This is a genomic window from Escherichia sp. SCLE84, from assembly GCF_012584495.1.
GTDB lineage: Bacteria > Pseudomonadota > Gammaproteobacteria > Enterobacterales > Enterobacteriaceae > ECMA0423.
Genome location: NZ_CP051430.1, coordinates 3,327,767 through 3,345,196 on the forward strand (window position 1 = coordinate 3,327,767; position 17,430 = coordinate 3,345,196).

Annotated in this window: 17 protein-coding genes; 3 read left to right on the top strand and 14 right to left on the bottom strand. The window is 48.4% G+C overall.

Annotated elements, in window-relative coordinates; translation table 11 throughout:
• Nucleotides 1-16: 16 nt before the first annotated feature.
• Complete coding sequence (gene rpoZ / locus HGD79_RS16140) at nt 17-292, bottom strand: DNA-directed RNA polymerase subunit omega (RefSeq protein ID WP_000135058.1); 276 nt, start codon at nt 290-292, stop codon at nt 17-19.
• Between the two features lie 54 nt (nt 293-346).
• The gene (gene gmk / locus HGD79_RS16145) at nt 347-970 is read right to left on the bottom strand and encodes a guanylate kinase (protein WP_001295237.1); all 624 of its coding nucleotides are present in this window, start codon (nt 968-970) and stop codon (nt 347-349) included.
• Between the two features lie 257 nt (nt 971-1,227).
• On the opposite strand from gmk, the gene ligB reads away from it, so the two are divergent.
• The gene (ligB, locus tag HGD79_RS16150; protein WP_000870053.1) at nt 1,228-2,910 is read left to right on the top strand and encodes an NAD-dependent DNA ligase LigB; all 1,683 of its coding nucleotides are present in this window, start codon (nt 1,228-1,230) and stop codon (nt 2,908-2,910) included.
• Here the strand turns inward: ligB and HGD79_RS16155 are convergent.
• The 3 genes from HGD79_RS16155 to HGD79_RS16165 form a co-directional block, all read right to left on the bottom strand.
• Nucleotides 2,907-3,524, bottom strand: a complete 618-nt coding sequence (locus HGD79_RS16155; protein WP_000924289.1) for a trimeric intracellular cation channel family protein — start codon at nt 3,522-3,524, stop codon at nt 2,907-2,909. The two genes, ligB and HGD79_RS16155, sit on opposite strands and share 4 nt — an antisense overlap.
• Nucleotides 3,525-3,815: 291 nt before the next feature.
• Entirely contained in the window at nt 3,816-4,640 is an 825-nt protein-coding gene (gene dinD, locus HGD79_RS16160; protein ID WP_001297374.1) for a DNA damage-inducible protein D, read from the bottom strand.
• Between the two features lie 699 nt (nt 4,641-5,339).
• Entirely contained in the window at nt 5,340-5,627 is a 288-nt protein-coding gene (locus tag HGD79_RS16165; RefSeq protein ID WP_000588629.1) for a PerC family transcriptional regulator, read from the bottom strand.
• A gap of 271 nt (nt 5,628-5,898) precedes the next feature.
• On the opposite strand from HGD79_RS16165, the gene HGD79_RS16170 reads away from it, so the two are divergent.
• On the top strand, nt 5,899-6,342 hold the full coding sequence (locus tag HGD79_RS16170; RefSeq protein WP_247653379.1) for a hypothetical protein: 444 nt from the start codon (nt 5,899-5,901) through the stop codon (nt 6,340-6,342).
• Between the two features lie 79 nt (nt 6,343-6,421).
• Entirely contained in the window at nt 6,422-6,643 is a 222-nt protein-coding gene (locus tag HGD79_RS16175; protein ID WP_000678613.1) for a hypothetical protein, read from the top strand.
• A gap of 549 nt (nt 6,644-7,192) precedes the next feature.
• Here the strand turns inward: HGD79_RS16175 and HGD79_RS16180 are convergent.
• The 9 genes from HGD79_RS16180 to HGD79_RS16220 all read right to left on the bottom strand — a co-directional run bounded on the left by HGD79_RS16180 (nt 7,193) and on the right by HGD79_RS16220 (nt 17,421).
• Nucleotides 7,193-7,891 carry a hypothetical protein gene (locus HGD79_RS16180; protein WP_000594596.1) on the bottom strand — a complete coding sequence of 233 codons (699 nt, stop codon included), beginning with the start codon at nt 7,889-7,891 and terminating at the stop codon, nt 7,193-7,195.
• 150 nt (nt 7,892-8,041) lie between these two features.
• Entirely contained in the window at nt 8,042-10,762 is a 2,721-nt protein-coding gene (locus HGD79_RS16185; protein WP_168848440.1) for a lytic transglycosylase domain-containing protein, read from the bottom strand.
• Entirely contained in the window at nt 10,759-12,045 is a 1,287-nt protein-coding gene (locus tag HGD79_RS16190) for a phage DNA ejection protein (protein ID WP_247653380.1), read from the bottom strand. The genes HGD79_RS16185 and HGD79_RS16190 overlap by 4 nt, the downstream gene beginning before the upstream one ends.
• A gap of 32 nt (nt 12,046-12,077) precedes the next feature.
• Complete coding sequence (locus tag HGD79_RS16195; RefSeq protein WP_000909176.1) at nt 12,078-12,755, bottom strand: hypothetical protein; 678 nt, start codon at nt 12,753-12,755, stop codon at nt 12,078-12,080.
• Nucleotides 12,749-13,210 (bottom strand): DUF2824 family protein, encoded by a 462-nt coding sequence (locus HGD79_RS16200; protein WP_000420674.1) that lies wholly within the window; start codon nt 13,208-13,210, stop codon nt 12,749-12,751. The genes HGD79_RS16195 and HGD79_RS16200 overlap by 7 nt, the downstream gene beginning before the upstream one ends.
• A 16-nt stretch (nt 13,211-13,226) precedes the next feature.
• Complete coding sequence (locus HGD79_RS16205) at nt 13,227-13,388, bottom strand: hypothetical protein (protein WP_001018524.1); 162 nt, start codon at nt 13,386-13,388, stop codon at nt 13,227-13,229.
• A 584-nt stretch (nt 13,389-13,972) separates the two neighbouring features.
• On the bottom strand, nt 13,973-16,729 hold the full coding sequence (locus tag HGD79_RS16210; RefSeq protein WP_168848441.1) for a TOPRIM and DUF927 domain-containing protein: 2,757 nt from the start codon (nt 16,727-16,729) through the stop codon (nt 13,973-13,975).
• Nucleotides 16,716-17,087, bottom strand: a complete 372-nt coding sequence (locus tag HGD79_RS16215) for a hypothetical protein (protein WP_168848442.1) — start codon at nt 17,085-17,087, stop codon at nt 16,716-16,718. The genes HGD79_RS16210 and HGD79_RS16215 overlap by 14 nt, the downstream gene beginning before the upstream one ends.
• Entirely contained in the window at nt 17,080-17,421 is a 342-nt protein-coding gene (locus tag HGD79_RS16220; RefSeq protein WP_016234636.1) for a hypothetical protein, read from the bottom strand. Before HGD79_RS16220 ends, HGD79_RS16215 begins: the two co-directional genes overlap by 8 nt.
• Nucleotides 17,422-17,430 lie beyond the last annotated feature (9 nt).

Below are 17,430 nucleotides of genomic sequence, written 5' to 3' on the forward strand. Positions count from 1 at the left end.
GCGACCCGCTTTGTGATTAACGACGACCTTCAGCAATAGCGGTAACGGCTTGTAATTCAGCGGCTTCCTGCTCTTGCTGTTCCTGGCGTTCGCGAACGTCGAGGATCTGGTTGTTGATCAGACCTTCTTCGATTTCGCGCAGCGCGATTACAGTGGTTTTATCGTTTTCTTCCGGTACCAGCGGATCCTTTCCGCCTACCTGCATCTGACGAGCGCGACGCGCGGCGACCAGTACCAGGTCAAAACGGTTACCAATTTTCTCTACAGCGTCCTGAACAGTTACGCGTGCCATACTTAAAAAGCTCCACAGGTGAAGAAATGACTGGGCATGATACTGAAATCAGGTTCAGTCTGCCAACAATTTGCTGATTAAAGCGTCATGACGCTGCTTTTGGCGGCTCATGCGCAGACGTTCGGCGCGAATAATGGTCTTCAAATCGGTCAACGCGGTATCGAAGTCATCATTCACAATCAGATAATCATATTCGGCGTAATGGCTCATTTCTGCAACAGCTTGCGCCATACGCTTTGCAATGACCTCTTCGCTGTCCTGACCGCGACCGCGTAGACGGCGGTCCAGTTCAATTTTGGACGGCGGTAAAATAAAGATACTCCGCGCGTGCGGCATTTTCTGGCGAATTTGCTGCGCGCCCTGCCAGTCGATATCGAGAAAAACATCGACACCGGTCGCCAGTACTTGCTCAATGGCCTCACGCGAAGTGCCATAGTAATTACCAAAAACTTCTGCGTGTTCGAGGAACGCATCTCTGCTAATCATTTCTTTAAATTCATCATGATTAACAAAGAAATAATGTTCACCGTGGACTTCACCAGGACGCGGTTGGCGTGTGGTGTGTGAAACAGAAACCTGGGTGTCATACAACGGTTGGGTTTTTAATAAAGCCTGAATCAGGCTGGATTTACCCGCGCCACTGGGGGCAGAAACAATATAAAGCGTGCCTTGAGCCATGAGTATCTTTCGTATGTGATTAGCGAAATAAAGCCTACATACGAGCTTATTATACACGGCGCGGCCATGTGACGTAGCCCTTGCTCACACTTTTTGCGCAAAGTTGTTGCGTTTTGCGTAGCTGCTTCCGCATTTGCCTGTCATTCACTGCAATAAAGACGATTTTCAGGAAGCGTCCTCGCAGACTCCGTTTTTGCCACTCGGCTTTGCTTTCATCACGTTGTATATCTGCCTGACTACCTACAGCGGAGGTGATGATGAAAGTATGGATGGCGATATTAATAAGTATCTTGTGCTGGCAATCATCTGTGTGGGCGGTCTGTCCGGCCTGGTCGCCAGCCAGAGCACAGGAAGAAATTTCCCGCCTGCAACAGCAAATAAAACAGTGGGACGATGACTACTGGAAGGAAGGAAAAAGTGAGGTGGAAGACGGTGTTTACGATCAGTTAAGCGCCCGTCTTACGCAGTGGCAACGCTGCTTTGGGAGCGAGCCCCGCGACGTGATGATGCCGCCTTTAAATGGTGCGGTTATGCATCCGGTTGCCCATACGGGTGTACGCAAAATGGTGGATAAAAACGCATTAAGTCTGTGGATGCGAGAACGTAGCGATCTTTGGGTGCAGCCAAAAGTTGATGGCGTTGCGGTAACCCTGGTTTATCGGGACGGGAAACTGAACAAAGCAATCAGTCGCGGTAATGGCCTGAAAGGCGAGGACTGGACGCAGAAAGTTAGCTTAATTTCCGCTGTGCCGCAAACCGTTAGCGGGCCTTTAGCCAACAGTACGCTTCAGGGGGAAATATTTCTCCAGCGCGAGGGGCATATCCAACAACAAATGGGGGGAATAAATGCCCGCGCAAAAGTTGCTGGCCTGATGATGCGCCAGGACGATAGCGACACGCTGAATTCTCTGGGCGTTTTTGTCTGGGCATGGCCGGATGGACCGCAGTTAATGACCGATCGTTTAAAGGAGCTGGCTACCGCAGGTTTTACTCTAACGCAGAGGTATACCCGTGCGGTTAAAAATGCTGATGAGGTTGCGCGCGTACGCAATGAGTGGTGGAAAGCGAAATTACCCTTCGTCACCGATGGCGTGGTTGTGCGAGGGGCGAAAGAACCCGAATCCCGCCATTGGCTACCAGGCCAGGCAGAATGGCTGGTGGCCTGGAAATATCAACCTGTAGCTCAGGTTGCCGAAGTGAAGGCGATTCAGTTTGCGGTGGGTAAGAGCGGTAAAATATCGGTGGTTGCGTCACTCGCACCTGTCATGCTGGATGATAAAAAAGTCCAGCGGGTGAATATTGGTTCCGTCAGGCGCTGGCAGGAGTGGGATATTGCGCCTGGTGATCAGATCCTCGTCAGCCTTGCCGGTCAGGGTATTCCTCGCATTGATGATGTGGTCTGGCGCGGTGCAGAACGTACAAAACCGACACCACCAGAAAACCGCTTTAACTCGTTGACCTGCTACTTTGCTTCTGATGTTTGTCAGGAACAGTTCATTTCACGCTTAGTCTGGCTGGGGTCAAAACAGGTTCTGGGGCTGGATGGTATTGGTGAGGCCGGCTGGCGCGCGCTGCATCAGACTCATCGCTTTGAGCATATCTTTTCCTGGCTTTTATTAACGCCAGAGCAATTACAGAACACGCCGGGGATCGCGAAAAGTAAAAGTGCGCAGCTATGGCATCGGTTTAATCTGGCTCGTAAGCAGCCTTTTACTCGCTGGGTGATGGCAATGGGAATACCGCTAACCCGGGCGGCGCTTAATGCCAGTGATGAACGGTCCTGGTCGCAACTTTTATTTAGCACGGAGCAGTTCTGGCAGCAGCTGCCGGGGACTGGATCGGGGCGCGCCAGACAGGTTATTGAATGGAAGGAAAATGCGCAAATCAAGAAGCTGGGCAGTTGGCTGGCTGCCCAGCAGATCACAGGTTTTGAACCTTAGTGTCCTTCGTGGCTGTAGTAAAAGACCGGTAATCCCAGCTTAAGGCGTAGCGCCAGTAAGCGGGCAAAAAAGCCGAATACCAGGGTGGAGATAATTACCACATCATGGTTAGAAACATAGTGTTGCAGCGCGATGTACAGCACGGCGGAGGCAAATGAGACACCGGCATACAACTCTTTCTGGAATACCAGTGGGATACGTTTACAGAACATATCGCGCAAAACGCCGCCAAACACGCCGGTGGTTACCGCCGCGACAACGGCAATAATTGGGCCGTGCCCCATATCCAGTGCAACCTGTGCGCCGATGATAGAAAAGACCACCAGTCCAAGCGCATCGAGCACCAGAAACACTTTGCGCAGGTAAGGCATTACAGGAGCAACGATAGTGGTGAGTACTGCGGCGGTAGCGACGATAATCACATATTCCGGGTGTTTGACCCAGCCGAGCGGATAGTGGCCCAGCAGAATATCGCGCACTGACCCTCCGCCAATTGCGGTGGCGGTCGCAATAATAATTACGCCAAATGTATCCATGCGGCGTCGCCCGGCCGCCAGAGCCCCCGTCATGGCTTCGGCAGTAATGCCAACCAAATACAAAATGTGTAACAGCATGGTTCTCTCCCTAAAAATCTGTCTGGCAGGGTAGCGATTTGTGCGTATTGTCACGATTGAGATTTTTTAAGGTGAGAGGAAATTGATAACTTGTAGTTATGTGAAATCGCTATTTTCTGTAGCGTAGATGCATTCTTCTGACTTCTTGTCTGAGAAAATGCATAAGAAAAAATAGGTTAAAATTGAGGGGTGGAAAAGAAAGGTGCAATGTTTAGCCATTGTGTTCACCGCACCTGGACTTTGGCTTACGCATCGGGTATCTCAATCAACAAAAAGAGTTTTTAGTTTCTGCTATTTCTTCTCTGTAATTTTTACACTGTTTTCCAACTGCTTGATGCTGACCTGCGGGGTCGGCAACTCCTCAGGCATGGTTCCGCCAAGTTCCTGAATGGTTTGCCTCACCTTGCTACCCACGTCAAAGTGTGTGGTATTAGCTTGCTGTTTTGAATTCACGCCATCCCGCTTGAGTTTTTCTTCTGTTTGGGTAGCTCGAAAGAGATTAGCCGCCAGTTCTGTTGAACCCATATGATCCAGGATCTTCTGACTCTTTTTCAGCCCCTTCCGCTGATGGATGGCTTTCTGATCTAATCCACCATACAGCCCCCGGTAACCATGATTCTGAAATATGGCGAAATCGATAGCTGTCGCTACCCCAGCTTGCTGCGCTGCCTCAACCAATTGTTTGTTATGTTCTTTCAATTCATTTCTCAGAAAAAGACGCTTTTCGTCTTCACGAAGTTGCCTGAAAGCTTCATCGTCAGCCAGCTCCTGCCGTCGGGTCTGGATAGCAAAATAAGTTTGCCCTGCCGCAATAACCGGTTTCGCAGGGTCGCCGTTTTGTACTACCAGGTAACAGGCATAGCGGGAGAGATGAACATCTTCAAGTTCTCGTTGAGCCCCTGAACCTAATACAACCATTTTGGTGGTTTCAACGAAATGGTCAGATGCAGCTTGATTGCTGGCTTCGCACGCTTGAGTCGCGCGGGCCAGTACCTTTTGAAAATTGCGCCAGTCCCGATAATCCAGTAACGGTGCCAATTCTCTAGCTGACCAAAATTCTTGCCCTTCAGTGCCATAATGCCGTATTTCTTCAAAAGGTTGATGATGTTCGTTCATTGCCCACTCCATGTGATATCGATTGCAAAGAAAGTAAATCTGTAACTGTATTTATATACAGTTGTGAGTATCTCACGTTCTCAGTGTGCTGGGCAAAAAAACATCGCAAAATCTGGAGCAGGCACGCAAAACAGAATTGAAGTTGCGGGGAAGAAAAATGCCGCTCTGTTTGAGTGGGCGGCATTTGTGAAGGCTGAAAAGTAAGAATTAGTGTTACGAGTTACTGAATCTGTTTGTAGAGTGTTGGCTTCAATGGCGCATTGTGGCTGGTTTCTTTCTAATGCGATTTTTGATTATGTACACCCTTATGTACACGGTTTTTTCGGGTGCTTTGGTCAGAAGCCATTGTCTACATCCCTCAGGATCGAGGTGTGTAACCATATTCAGGCTTGTTGTCCTGCGCGCGCGTATTGCTCGTGAAATTGCTGTACCCAATAGCGATGTCCGAAAAAAACCTCCGTTCTCACATGAAACAGCCATGTGCAACTGGTAACTGAACAGACTGGTAGATCGTTCGTTCAGTAAATACCTGATATTTCTGCCAACGAGAAATTGCGTTGGCTGGCAGAGTGCAAATTTGCACGATGACCTAACCCATTGATTCTTCCACAATCCTCAATTTGAGGAAGCCGGATAACACCATTTTTATAGCTCCGATCCCTTCAAAGTGAGGGGTAATTTGCCAAAACAGAGAGAGCATTACTGTCTCTGGCAATCTTTATCGCGATAACGCCTGAAGTACCCTCTCGCTTCCTCATCCATACCAAGAGCCGAATGAGTCCGCTTAACTGCCTGTCTTAAATCTCCGAATCTGTCTGTAGTTGCTGGTGGGCGTGCCGCCTTACGGATACATTCAGAGCGTCTGTTTGCTGCATGTTCACGTTCTTTATCGCCATCTGCCAGCATCATGACTTCTGCCCATCGTGCGGCAGCTCTCCGGTATAGCCCTTTTGACTCCAGCTCTTCAGCTTTCCTGTCCTTTATCATTTCTGCCTCTCAGATTATATAGATAAGCAAAAAGGTGTTGGTTCAGTTGGTTCAGTTGGTTCAATTTGTAAAGAGTATTGTTTTTATTGTGTTTTTTCTAAAATATTGAACCAACATCAACTCATTTTGAACCAACACAGCCCAGCTCTGAACCAACAACACAGCGATAGATTTGTGATTGGTCTGTTATTTTCTGGCTGATATTTGAGCGTATAACAGTGTTATACAGTGGTATACTGTATGGATATTACTCACTGATATGGTCTTTGCAATGAGCAAATCTAATCTGATCGCGTTCCGCATCCCATCTGAATTGCAGGATGAGTTTAATCGGTCTGTTCTCGCTTCTGGAGGGGATAAAACCTCCTGGCTTGTTGATGCGATTCGCATGAAGCTGGGGCAGCCGGAAAAGTCTATTGATTCACGAATGCTTGGGCTGGTGGATCGCATGGAAAAAGCCGCTGCGTCGCTTATTGCCGGAAAGCCGAACATCCCACCAAAACCATATAACGAAACGGCAGTTATAAAGATCATTGCCGATACCATCCAACAGGGATTTGATAATGGGCGTGTGATAGCTGAACGGATCAATGAAGCAGGCTATCAAACAAAAGCTGGTAAAGCGTGGGATAAAGATATTTACAGCGCGTGGAAGCGTCAGGGAAGCAATGCTGAAAAGTTAAAAGCGGTGATTGATTGTAAGGTCAGCGTATAAACATGAGTGCCCATTGGAAAGCTGCTTGGGCCAATACCTTTATACACCAGCAGGTGGTGACGATAGGTGAGGATCAGGCATGAAAGGCAGAACGCCACACATGGAACATCAAGCCAACCACTTCTCGGATGTTCGCAATGAGATAATTGCCATTCGCGGTGATATGCACGGCTTGGAGCGTCGAATTATGGATAAGATTGATGAAAATAGAGATAAGGCCAGTGAAAATCAAAAGTGGATCATCGGCCTGTTGATTTTATCAATGCTTATCCCGCTACTTATCGCATTGGTCACAAAATGAATATCCAATGTGTATGCTGTCGATGCTACGCGCACGTACTTGTCGCAAAATATCAGACAAAAGCCAGATTCAGAACGTCGTGATAACCACCAGCACAACAGAGAGGTCATGTAACGCGATTTATCACACCAGATACATGTGATTGGTGTACCCGCATAAAACATCGTCATAGCGCGTCCTGTGCGCATATACGCCGATAATCAACACATCACCACCACTCTGTCTCGTGTAGAGAACAGTTTCATGGTATCCCCCGCCATCGTGTGCGTACTGGTCGGACGCAGTTGCAAAAAATTTTGCAACTGATACCCCTCGCGCGCGTACTGGTCACGAAATTGGTGTTTTGCTGTGGCAGTGATATCAGAAAAATCTTCCTGTTTCACATAAAGCGGATATGCGCGTACTGTAATGGCCCCATCAACTGGGAGCGGATTTGAAATCCCGCCCCGAATGTGTAGGCAATGTCACTTAACGTTTGTCGCATACCTTCTAGAAAAAGCGATTCATGAATAATAGGGGCATAAATGCCCGGCGTACCGGGCTTATTAGTTAATTTGGTGCTTTAGGGTCAACATTAAAAGTTATATCACCTTCTGTATTTTTCCCGGCATAGCTAGCGGCTATTCTCGCCAACCCCTTGTAATCAGCAATTCCATCAGACTGTTGCGAGACGACTGAGCTACCAACTTTCCATAACATATTAATCTGCCTATTATTGAGATAAGCCTTGGCATCAAACGACTGGAGTATCACCCCTGCGCCGTAGAACGTGTCCGTCACAGTTGTGTTATACGCGCCAGTAATTCCATAAGTAGGCGTATAAACTGTTGTTGCCGTTCCAGTGGTATTAGCTGTACCGTAGCCACCACCATAACTATTGAACGTGGTGTTCGAGTTTCCGTACGTTGTTGCTGAGCTCACACCAGTTTGCCCGTATATTGGGATGGTTACATTACGAGTATTTGAAATGGCCCCGCTTCTCAAAAAGTTCAAGAGAATTACCTGGTCAGCCAATTTTTCATCTTTAACTTGTGTATATCCTTGGCTTGATAAACTGGCGGCTACTACCGTAGCTATTTGAGTGTATTCAATCTGTTTGGTGTTCCAAAGTTCTTGGCTTGCGGGGATGATCAAGAACTTCTTACCGACAGATTGCCCGGAAGATAAAGCATTGACCGTTACTAACGGTTTTTGTACGCATCCAGCCAATAATGACAGGGATAATATTAAAAGAAGATTTTTAATCATGATAATCTCACCTAAGAATTGCGTGGTTATAAATTATCATCACTGTAAGCGAATGTAAGCCACAGGCTCGTAATGTGATATGGAATTTTGATAGTTGGCTCAATATCAGTATGCCGTCCTTGGCTATTATGGTTTTGTTAGTTAGAGCGTCTATTCCCATTCGCTAACATCTTTCATGCCACTGAGGGTAGCTACAATCCCGGCCCTTGTCAGTTTCACGAATTCTTCAGCCCCAACGGCATCACGAATTGCTTTCATGGCAATTTTATTGGCCGAAAATCGTTTCTCTGCTGCGGCGATCGCTGCTGGTGATGCCCCTGCGCGCACTGCTTTTGTAGCTTCCTGAACGGCTTTCTCTATCGCATATCGACCACTTCTTGTCGCCCCAATCTTAGCCACAGTATTTCTTAGCGCGCCACCAGCAACCAAACCACTAATCGAACCAATTACACCACCGCCAAAGCCTCCAGCGATCGCACCTGACTGTTGAACTCCGTTCATAATCACGCCGACGATCTTTGGAAGGCCTGAATCGAGCGTTTTGAGAGCCTCAGTTGTTCTTCCCGTGCGCTCTACGTATCGCTGCGGTCTGGTACTGGCTTTAGCGAGTACACCGAACTCTTTCATCATTCTACCGAGATCTGGCGCATGACGACTGATGGCGTTTACATTCTGCTGGGTCATGAGCTTGGCAAAATACTGGATACCTGACTCTTCACCGATTCCTCCCTTCTCTCCCTGCGCCACAGCATGCTGAAGAATAGATGCTATTGCAGGTTGGCGTTCTGCTTCCGGCAGCGCGGAGATAAGACGGTGAAAAGCTCCCGTTCCAGTGTTTGCGGATGCCTTAAGCGTATCGGCACCTTTTCTTACCATAGCGTCTGATGCGAGATCTCGACCAAAAACAGATTCGGCATTTTGTTTGGCGATAATGTAACTTTTAGAGAGATCGTTAGCTTTCTGCCATTCTGTGAGGAAGTTTCCTTTTTCAGCCATGATGCGCATGTCATCAGTGATAGCTCTGCGCATTTCTCCGGCAATCCGGGCGGCATTGGCCTTACCTGCCCGGGTGTTTGCTTGTTCAGCATCAGCAAACTTAGCACGCCATGCCTTCATCCCGTCGAAGGTTATGCCGCCACCTTGGTTGTTGGCAGCCTGAAACTGTTTCATCTCCGGGCTGAGTGGAACATTGGCTGCTTTTTCTGCTTGGACGACAGCCATCCCATTACTCATTTTCATCCTTTCGCGTGGCATCGTGCTTCGCAGTTCTGCCCATGCCATATTCTCTGCTGTTTTCATATCACTGAGGCTCGCGATGATGCGCTCTTTAATTGCTGCGCTTTTTTCTGATGCGCTTCCAGACTCAGCACCGAAATCAGACAACTGCTTATTCAACTTTGAGGATATTTCATTGAAGGCCGTAAGGTGAGCATCCTGAACATTCCCAGGAGTTGATGCCAGAACACCTTCTGCTTGGGCAATTCCACGACTACCTGAGCGCATTCCAGGCGTCAGGGTGTTGATATTAATACCAGTGATTTTCGCCGCCTTAGCGACATCATCTCTGACGTTTGATGCCTGCGATGCGATATGCTCTCGGCCTACGGCAGAACGCGCTGCTTTCGATACATCATTGGCGGTTTCCAGAGTATTTGCTGCCCCTAACACATGGCCTGATTGATTTGTATTACTCCGCAATACATCTCGCATTACGTCACTGGCTGTCTGTCCGCTCTTTATTAAAGCGCGTGCTCCTAGCGATCCTGCTAGGCCAATACCTGTCTCTTTTGCTAGGTCTTCTGGGCTGATCTGCCCGTTCTTTTGGGCGTTCACCAATGTACCTGGCAGGTTTTCTGCCAACATACTAGCCACCTTTGTGGCCGCACGTTCAGCACGTGGAGCGTTGGCAATTGAAGAAGCTGCGGTAGCTGCCTTTCCTGCACCTAATCCTGTAATAAGGTAAGGTGCTAGCTGCTCACCAGCCTGCGCGTATGGATCTGTAGGTTGGTCTACTGGGCGAAAGACAGGTGATATGGGCGTGTATGTGCCATCACCCACACCAAGCTTCTGAGCTGCCCATGCTCCGGCTGATTGCGCCGCATTGACTACCCCCACGCCTGCGTCCATTACATCAAACGGTATATTAGCAATCCCTCTGGCCATCTGCTCTGGCGCAGCTTTCAGTCCTGGCGAAAGATATTCCATCTCAGGATTAAGGTTAGACTTGGCTACTTGCTGCTGCGGTTCCCCGGCATTTTCATCGGCGAGAAACTGAGCTCTTTTCTGCTCCCATGAACTGGCTGTTGGTAGTCCTGCTTCTATGTTCTTAAATTGCTGACGTTTTGCTTCCCATGCAGAAATATCTCCCACCTGAGAGATTTCTTTATCAAGCTCTGAGTAGTCAGGCTGCTGAAGATTGCGATGTTGACTGGTTTGTGCAAACTGCAAGATTTCACTGTCATCAGGGATTATTCCGGCATCTGCAAATTTACTTACGTAATTAGCCGTTTCATCTGGCAGTGTAGATTTACCGTTTCTGACGGCATTAATACGAGCATAGCCAGAATTATACCCAGCCAATGCCATACCTATATCACCAAATCGCTTCATTCCTTTATTGAGATGGTTTGCTGCGATATCCATTTGCTTTTCAAATGGCAGTGAGCGCGGATCTGTTCCACGATAACCAGCATCACTCATTACTGAGGGCATCAGTTGAGCAAATCCTCTAGCTCCTTTCGGTGACTCGGCACTTCCGTTACCACTAGATTCATTGCCAACTAATGTTTCCATCGTCCCTGATGGGAAACCATATTTTTCATCGAGATGACGGGAATAGGCTTTCTGTTTTTCTGTCAGTTGTGCCATCATTGCCATCCCTTAAGTTTTGCCTGATAGTAACTTTCCGGCAGATAGCCATGTGCGGTCACATAATCCTTAACCAGTGAAGGATCCTGCAACAGCATTTTGGTATCAGTTTCTTCGTCCTTAGATTTGGTTACAGGAATACCGAGCCCGGCAATCTGTCGTTTCTGCATTCGAATAATTACGTCCTGCGCTTTATTCAACTCTCGCAAAAATGCCTCATTGCTGGTTGCTGACTTAATGCCATTTTGAGATTGCATAAGGGCAGCCCTTTCCCCTTCGGTTGGGTTAGAGCCAAAAGTCCCTTTGAGGCTAGGCAGAATAACCTTTAGGTTGTATTCATCAGCTTTGGCGCGTAGGCTTCGTGTGTCTTCTGCTACATCAGGAAGGAATCCAAACCCCAGCGTCAGGGGGTTATAGTTCTGCGAGCGGGTAACGGCCGAAGGATGTTTCCCTACAATTCCCGCCAGTTCATGACCCACTTCAAGCGCAGAGTTCAAGGAGTCGATGTTACCTGCAACAGTATTAATTTTATCGTTCATCTTCTCCACTTTCGCCTGCTGTACCTTGCTCAGTTCAGCATTGAGCTTGTCTCTCTCGATGTCATTTTGAGCACGTCCAAGTCGTGCTTTCAGAACCATTTCTCTCGTGCGTAGTTGGTTATCGGATAGGACTTTGAACTGCTCCATATCGAGACGTCGATTACCCTGTTCCGCATTAACCTGAGCATTATATGCGGATGTATCTGCGTTCTGCTGTGCAATGCTCTGCCCTTGCTGCTTCTCTTGAACACTAAAGTAACTATTTGGATCAGCATGGAGGTGGATGAGGTCAGTGATTCTGTTGAATTCCTGTGGGTCATTCTGCCAAGACTGATAAACCTCTTCAGCAGGAAGACCAAATCGCTGTAATACTGGATTTGCCTGCTGAATGGCCTTCTGCATGATCAGTGGATCTCCAGTTTGTGACGCAAGACGCAGATTCATGGCAGCGTCAGCGGTCTGTCGATTTTGCTCAGCATCAATGAATCCCATCTGTTTTTGAGAATCAGCCATAAACTGGGGATACTGGGCCATTAACTTCTGCACGCCAACACGATCATTATTAGCTACCGCACTACCCAACCGTGCCTGATATTCTTTTAACTGCTGGGAAATTTGCGCCTGCTGATTAATCTCAGCAACGCCTCTTAGCCCCTGTAGCGCCATTAAACCTACGTTTGGCTGCTGCTGATACTGCACAGGCTGAGGAACGGAAGAACGAGGAGCATTATCATTTTGCGGTGCCATGCTAGGCAGCCCGCCAAGTTGCCATGTCGCCATTAGAATCCAAGCCCCCCAACAAGACCAATAAGCCCACCACCAATAGCGCCGGCCGCAGTTCCTATTCCAGGAACAACGGAACCAAGTTGCGCACCCGCTAAAGCGCCTGATGCTGCCCCACCAATACCACGCGCAAGACTGGATGGCTGCTGCGCCTGACCTGCACGAATAGCGCCAAGCCCCTGCAAGAGTTGTCCGGTATTATTGGCGTAGTTTTGCCCTGCCGTTGCCTGCCCTGATGCCGCATTCATCCCGACATTTAGCAGGTTTCCATAATTTTGCATTTGCCCACTGAGCCAATTGTTATAAAGCATGGGCGCAATGGAAGATAACTGGTTACTGGTAGCTGTTGAGCCAAGCCCCCCGGTAGCTTCTGCTGAGACAAGGTTCTGATAACGGGCCTGATCTGCCTGTGTTTTATATAAACCAGAACCAAAGAAATCATTCGCGGCTTTATTCTGCCCTTCCAGAGTCATCAGTCCTTGCAGTTGTTGTAAAGCAGGCAATCCGACTTCTGCATACGGCTTGAGATTATTCATCACCGTATTCCACTGCTCGCGCTGCAAATCAATTGCCTGCTGCTGGGCCTTCGCCTGAGCTTTAGAGGCACCACCATCACCGCCTTTTTCGTATACGGCACGATTGAGATGTTTATGAGCTATATGGGTAATTAACATTCGCTGAATTCCTTATATTGTTGCCGAGTTAACTGATAAAGCGTTACGCCGACGGGTTTACCACATCTGATATAAGCATCATCAAGGTGACCAACACGGGTAGCGCCAAGCAAACGGATAATTGCCCGTCCATATTTTGTGGTGTCAGGAACCATAGTGATGCTGTTAAGGAATGGTGAGTTTTCGAGAAGCCACTTGCAGAATAATCGATGCCCTTGCAGTGCATATTCACCACGGAATCCGGGGTCGTACACCGCATGGCATTCAACAACGCTATGCCAGAAGTTACGCACTTCATGAACGCCAGCCAGCACTAATCCTTCGTAGATGCCGAGATATACCGCATCAGGCTTGATGTAGTACGTGTGCCCCGGCTCAACAATATTTTCGGTATTGCCTGGCTCGTTAAGAAAGGCCTGTAATCGCACAGGGTTATCAATAAATTTTAGTTCCATGCGATGCCATCCATTTTCACATACAGCCTGCCAGCGCCTTATCTATTAACCCTCGTGCAATTTCATGCAGAGTTGGCGCTACTCCAATTCCTGATTTTTTACGCTGCTCTTCCTGAATTTTCTTTATCGCTTCCATTTGCTTCTCACTTATCAATACCGGCTTTACTGAAATAGCCATAACGCCCCCTTAGAACTGTATAAAACAACAGTTATTATAGTTTCACAAATCGCAATATTCATCATCGTAATTGCAAAATATGAAACAAATAGCACAAAAAAATGCCACCGCTCAGTAGCTGGTGGCATCGTTCTGTGTGTCAGGTTTTGACAGGTTTTTTATGGACTCTAAAAACTATATTTATGGTATCGCATTACTCTTCACGGCAGGCGCTTTTCAGTTCTGCCCTTGCTTCTGGCTCCATTGGTAATTTGATTCGCGATCAGCTATGCGGATGGTTTGCTGAACAGGCATAATAACTTCTCAGAGGCTGTTTTTTGAACTACGAAAATTTCGTAGTGCTCACTTTCAAAAACGTCACGCCCTTGTACACAGGATTTTACGAAAGTCTCGTAAAACACTCTCTGATGCCAGCCAGGTGTTGTGCGCATCAATTCAGTCACATTGTGTTGGTTCAAAATACCGTGTTGTTGGTTCAGTGTTGGTTCAATAAAAAGAATAAAATCCTTATAAAACAATACTCTTTACAAATTGAACCAACTGAACCAACTGAACCAACACCTTTTCTACGCACATGAAGAAGCTCATTCTTCAGATGAGTTATAATCTCCTGGCTGGTAATTGAGTACATAAACGTTTATTTGTCGTCCCTGAATACGTGGTGATTTTCTTTGGTATCCACGACCGCTGTTTGGTGGGGTTAGCATCCCGGCTTTTTTCAACACTTCAGCAAACTGTTTTGCGTTGAAACCACATGCGATCTCCTTTTCAAATGTGGCCGGGAATGTGTAGAAAATCATTGGGCTTTCGTCATGTTCTCCACGCTGACGGTATCCGGCTAAATCTTTGATGGGCAAATCTGCCGGGCTGTATGGAAATGGTGCAAAACGGCTAAGCCCATAGGCATTAAGAAATGCCTCCGTTTGTTCAATAATCTGCTGATGTTCTTTGTTACCTGTGCCGAACTCGCGCAACCATGCGTTATAGCTGTGCTGTATCGCATCACGGCATGTCTGAGCATCCCAGCCTGTTACAACCTCGCCTAACAGCAATGCGGCCTCCAGAATGGCAAATCGCGCGGCTACACGGTGAACCTGCTCACCATAATCGGGTGGGATCAGGCTTCTCCATCTGCTTTCGCAATCACGAACAGTTTTAATAGCCTGTTGCTGGTGGTCTGCCAGCCATTTAATCCACTCACGCCCGGCTGCGCCATGGTGATGCTGGTAAGCGTCTTTCAGTGCGTCTGCGTGCTGTTTTCCGTTCTGGTAATCGTGAAAGCGTACTGCTTTACTCAACGGAATATTCAGCAGTCGCACCAGTTGCCCGGCTTTGGTTTTTCGCCCGGAAGTAGCGATAAATGTTTCTAAATCCATTTCTCCGGTGCTGATTGCCACTGTACGCCAGCGTTTTAGATCCCGGTTTCCACCATCTTTAGCGCCTTGCAGTTTCCCTACACCGTTAAATAACGCATAGGCAGACTGTGAAACGCTGACAGGATCAGCGCCCTGACCAACTTCATCAAGCGGCATTAGTCCGTCATTGTGGGCGGCGGCCTCATTTGCCAGCCCCAGCGCGGTTCCGTACCACGTCAGCCGCAGTAAATCAGGGTTGCCGTATAAGCTGCTCGCCACGTTTGCCGTGGTGGTCTTACCTGCGCTCGACTGCTCATAGAAATGAATGCCGAACCCGTCAGCGCCCACCAGCCCAATCAATGGCGCTGCCAGTGCTGCGCCGATCCCGGTCATCATTGAATAGTTACCAAAGGCCAGACGCGCCACGTTATCACGCCAGCTTTTCGCGCTCCCTGAGACGGTATATCCGGCTGCGGCTGAGCTTCTCCCGCTGAACAGCACAGGATTTTCAGGTGTTCCGATGATTTCCCCATCAGGCATGATGTACGCTCCGCATTGCCAGCCAGTGGCATGAGCAACACGCCACAATTCACGAGAGCCACTGCGTTGTAGCCAGTCTGCCAGTATTGCTCTGAGGCTGCTTTTGGTCGTGACATTTACCCCACCAGCTTTAAGTGTGCGCCATCCTTCACGTTCACCAATATCAGCCAGTGGAATGGCAGCGGTTGTCGGCGTTTCAGAACCAAACGACAGCCAGCGAAGAATGAGATACTGGTCTTTATCGTCTCTGCCAGTACCGATAACGCTTAACGGAGAACATAACCAGCTTTCGTTATTGATGATTTCTCCACTCTGGCTGTCAGCTCTCGGAGATACCCAATAAATACCATCCTCGCGGCTTTCTATTCTTGGTTTCAGTGGGTCGGTATCCATAACCTTAAAATCGCTTCCCTCAATGGTCTGTGGCTCCTGTTTCACGCCATTACCCTGTGGTTGGTACATTGACTTATTGAACGCTTCTGTGGCGCATTTAATGCCGTGTTTTTGGTGGTAATCATTCCAGTCTGCTTTGTGATCTGTCGGGGGTAATGCCACCCATCCAGAAACAGATAAAGCTGCTTTTTCTGCTGCTATTCTCCCCGTGTTTTGTCTTCCTTCGCTGTGGTCGTTATCCGCAGCAATGATGATTTGTGCTGAAGGAAATTTATCCCGCAGTACCTGGGCGACATATAACAGGTTCCCGGCATCAATCGCCGCCACTGTCAGCGCCTCTGGACGAATTAAATGGGCAGATAATGCCGTTGCCAGCCCTTCTGCGATTAAGATGCTATGTGTTGTTTCTGGCGCGTTTATGGCGTGATATGCCCCCCGCTTTGCTGAACCTGTCAGGAGTCTTTTTTCACCATGTGATGTAATAGTCTGTGCTGCTGTGACTGCGCCGGATTTATCCACCAGCGCCAGCAACAGAGATCCATCGGGCAACACGGGGAATGTAAAATCACCTACCCCTTTCGCAACCAGATAATCAGATTTGCCGTTTACAGCCTTTCTGCGCATGTCATCAAACTGACGGGAAAACGTATCCCGTCTTTGTTGTTCGTCCTTCTCTGCCCTTTTCAGGCGCTCCTGTTCGCGTCGCTGGCGCTCGGTTTCCAGTTGTTCCCGTTTCTGGCTGGTGGCTTCTGGTGTTTCCGTTGTCCGGTAATCAATACCCAGAACATCAGCGGCAAGAAGCGCCGCCTCTGTTGTGTCGCAGTTATTTACGCGTTTAATTAAATCCAGCCCATCACCAGCGCCGCACTGATTACAGATGAAGCTACCGCGCCCGTTGTCATCGAACCGGAATCGATCTTTGCCCCCACATGCAGGGCAGGGAGCATGACGGCGCGGAGAGTCAGGGACATTTATGTTCAGGCAGCCCAGCACATGAGGCCAGTTGTTTTCAGACGCACTGATAACCTGACGGATAAGATCAATGTTTCGCATCACCGTACCCCACGTGGTCTATAGCGTTTGCGATATGGCTAACCAGCATCTGCCACTTGGTTATTCCGTAATCAGTCATCATGCCATCATTGTTTAGCCACATATCAAATTCAGCGGTTGTCGCAAGTTTCCACTTATCGCCGTGGACAGTCCTCATTGCTGGGTACATGAATGCGCAAATCAGATCACAAACATCTGACGGCTTCAGAGATGTAGTAATGGTGCGTCCCTCTGGCGTCTGAATTGCCATTTTCTCTTCACCAGTAGAATGAAGGTTATGAATCCACACAGCACCAGCAATCTTTGCCACCTGCTCTCCGATTGCGGAGCTAAGCGCCATTTCTGCATTTTCACGCATGAGAACCTCCCGCTACAGTTGCGCCCATGTCATTAACCATGCTTTGCCATATCTCACGCCCGACGCCAGTCAATCCGTCCTTAGTGACGCAACGCTCAAGAAGCTCGATCCCCACGGTTTCCCACTGCGGGTAGAACACTTTCATGGCTGCCAGTGTGTAGCTATCGATCAGGCTGCGAACGCCTTTTACTCCATTGACGATTTCCACACGTACGGCCTCGCCGTCCGCATCAACCATGAAATAGTCCCCGCCGCTGGTGGAGGTAATGTGGTTATACAGTGCCGACGCATACTTATTTGCCAGCGCATTCAGTCGGAAATTTTTAGTAATCATGGCTCCATC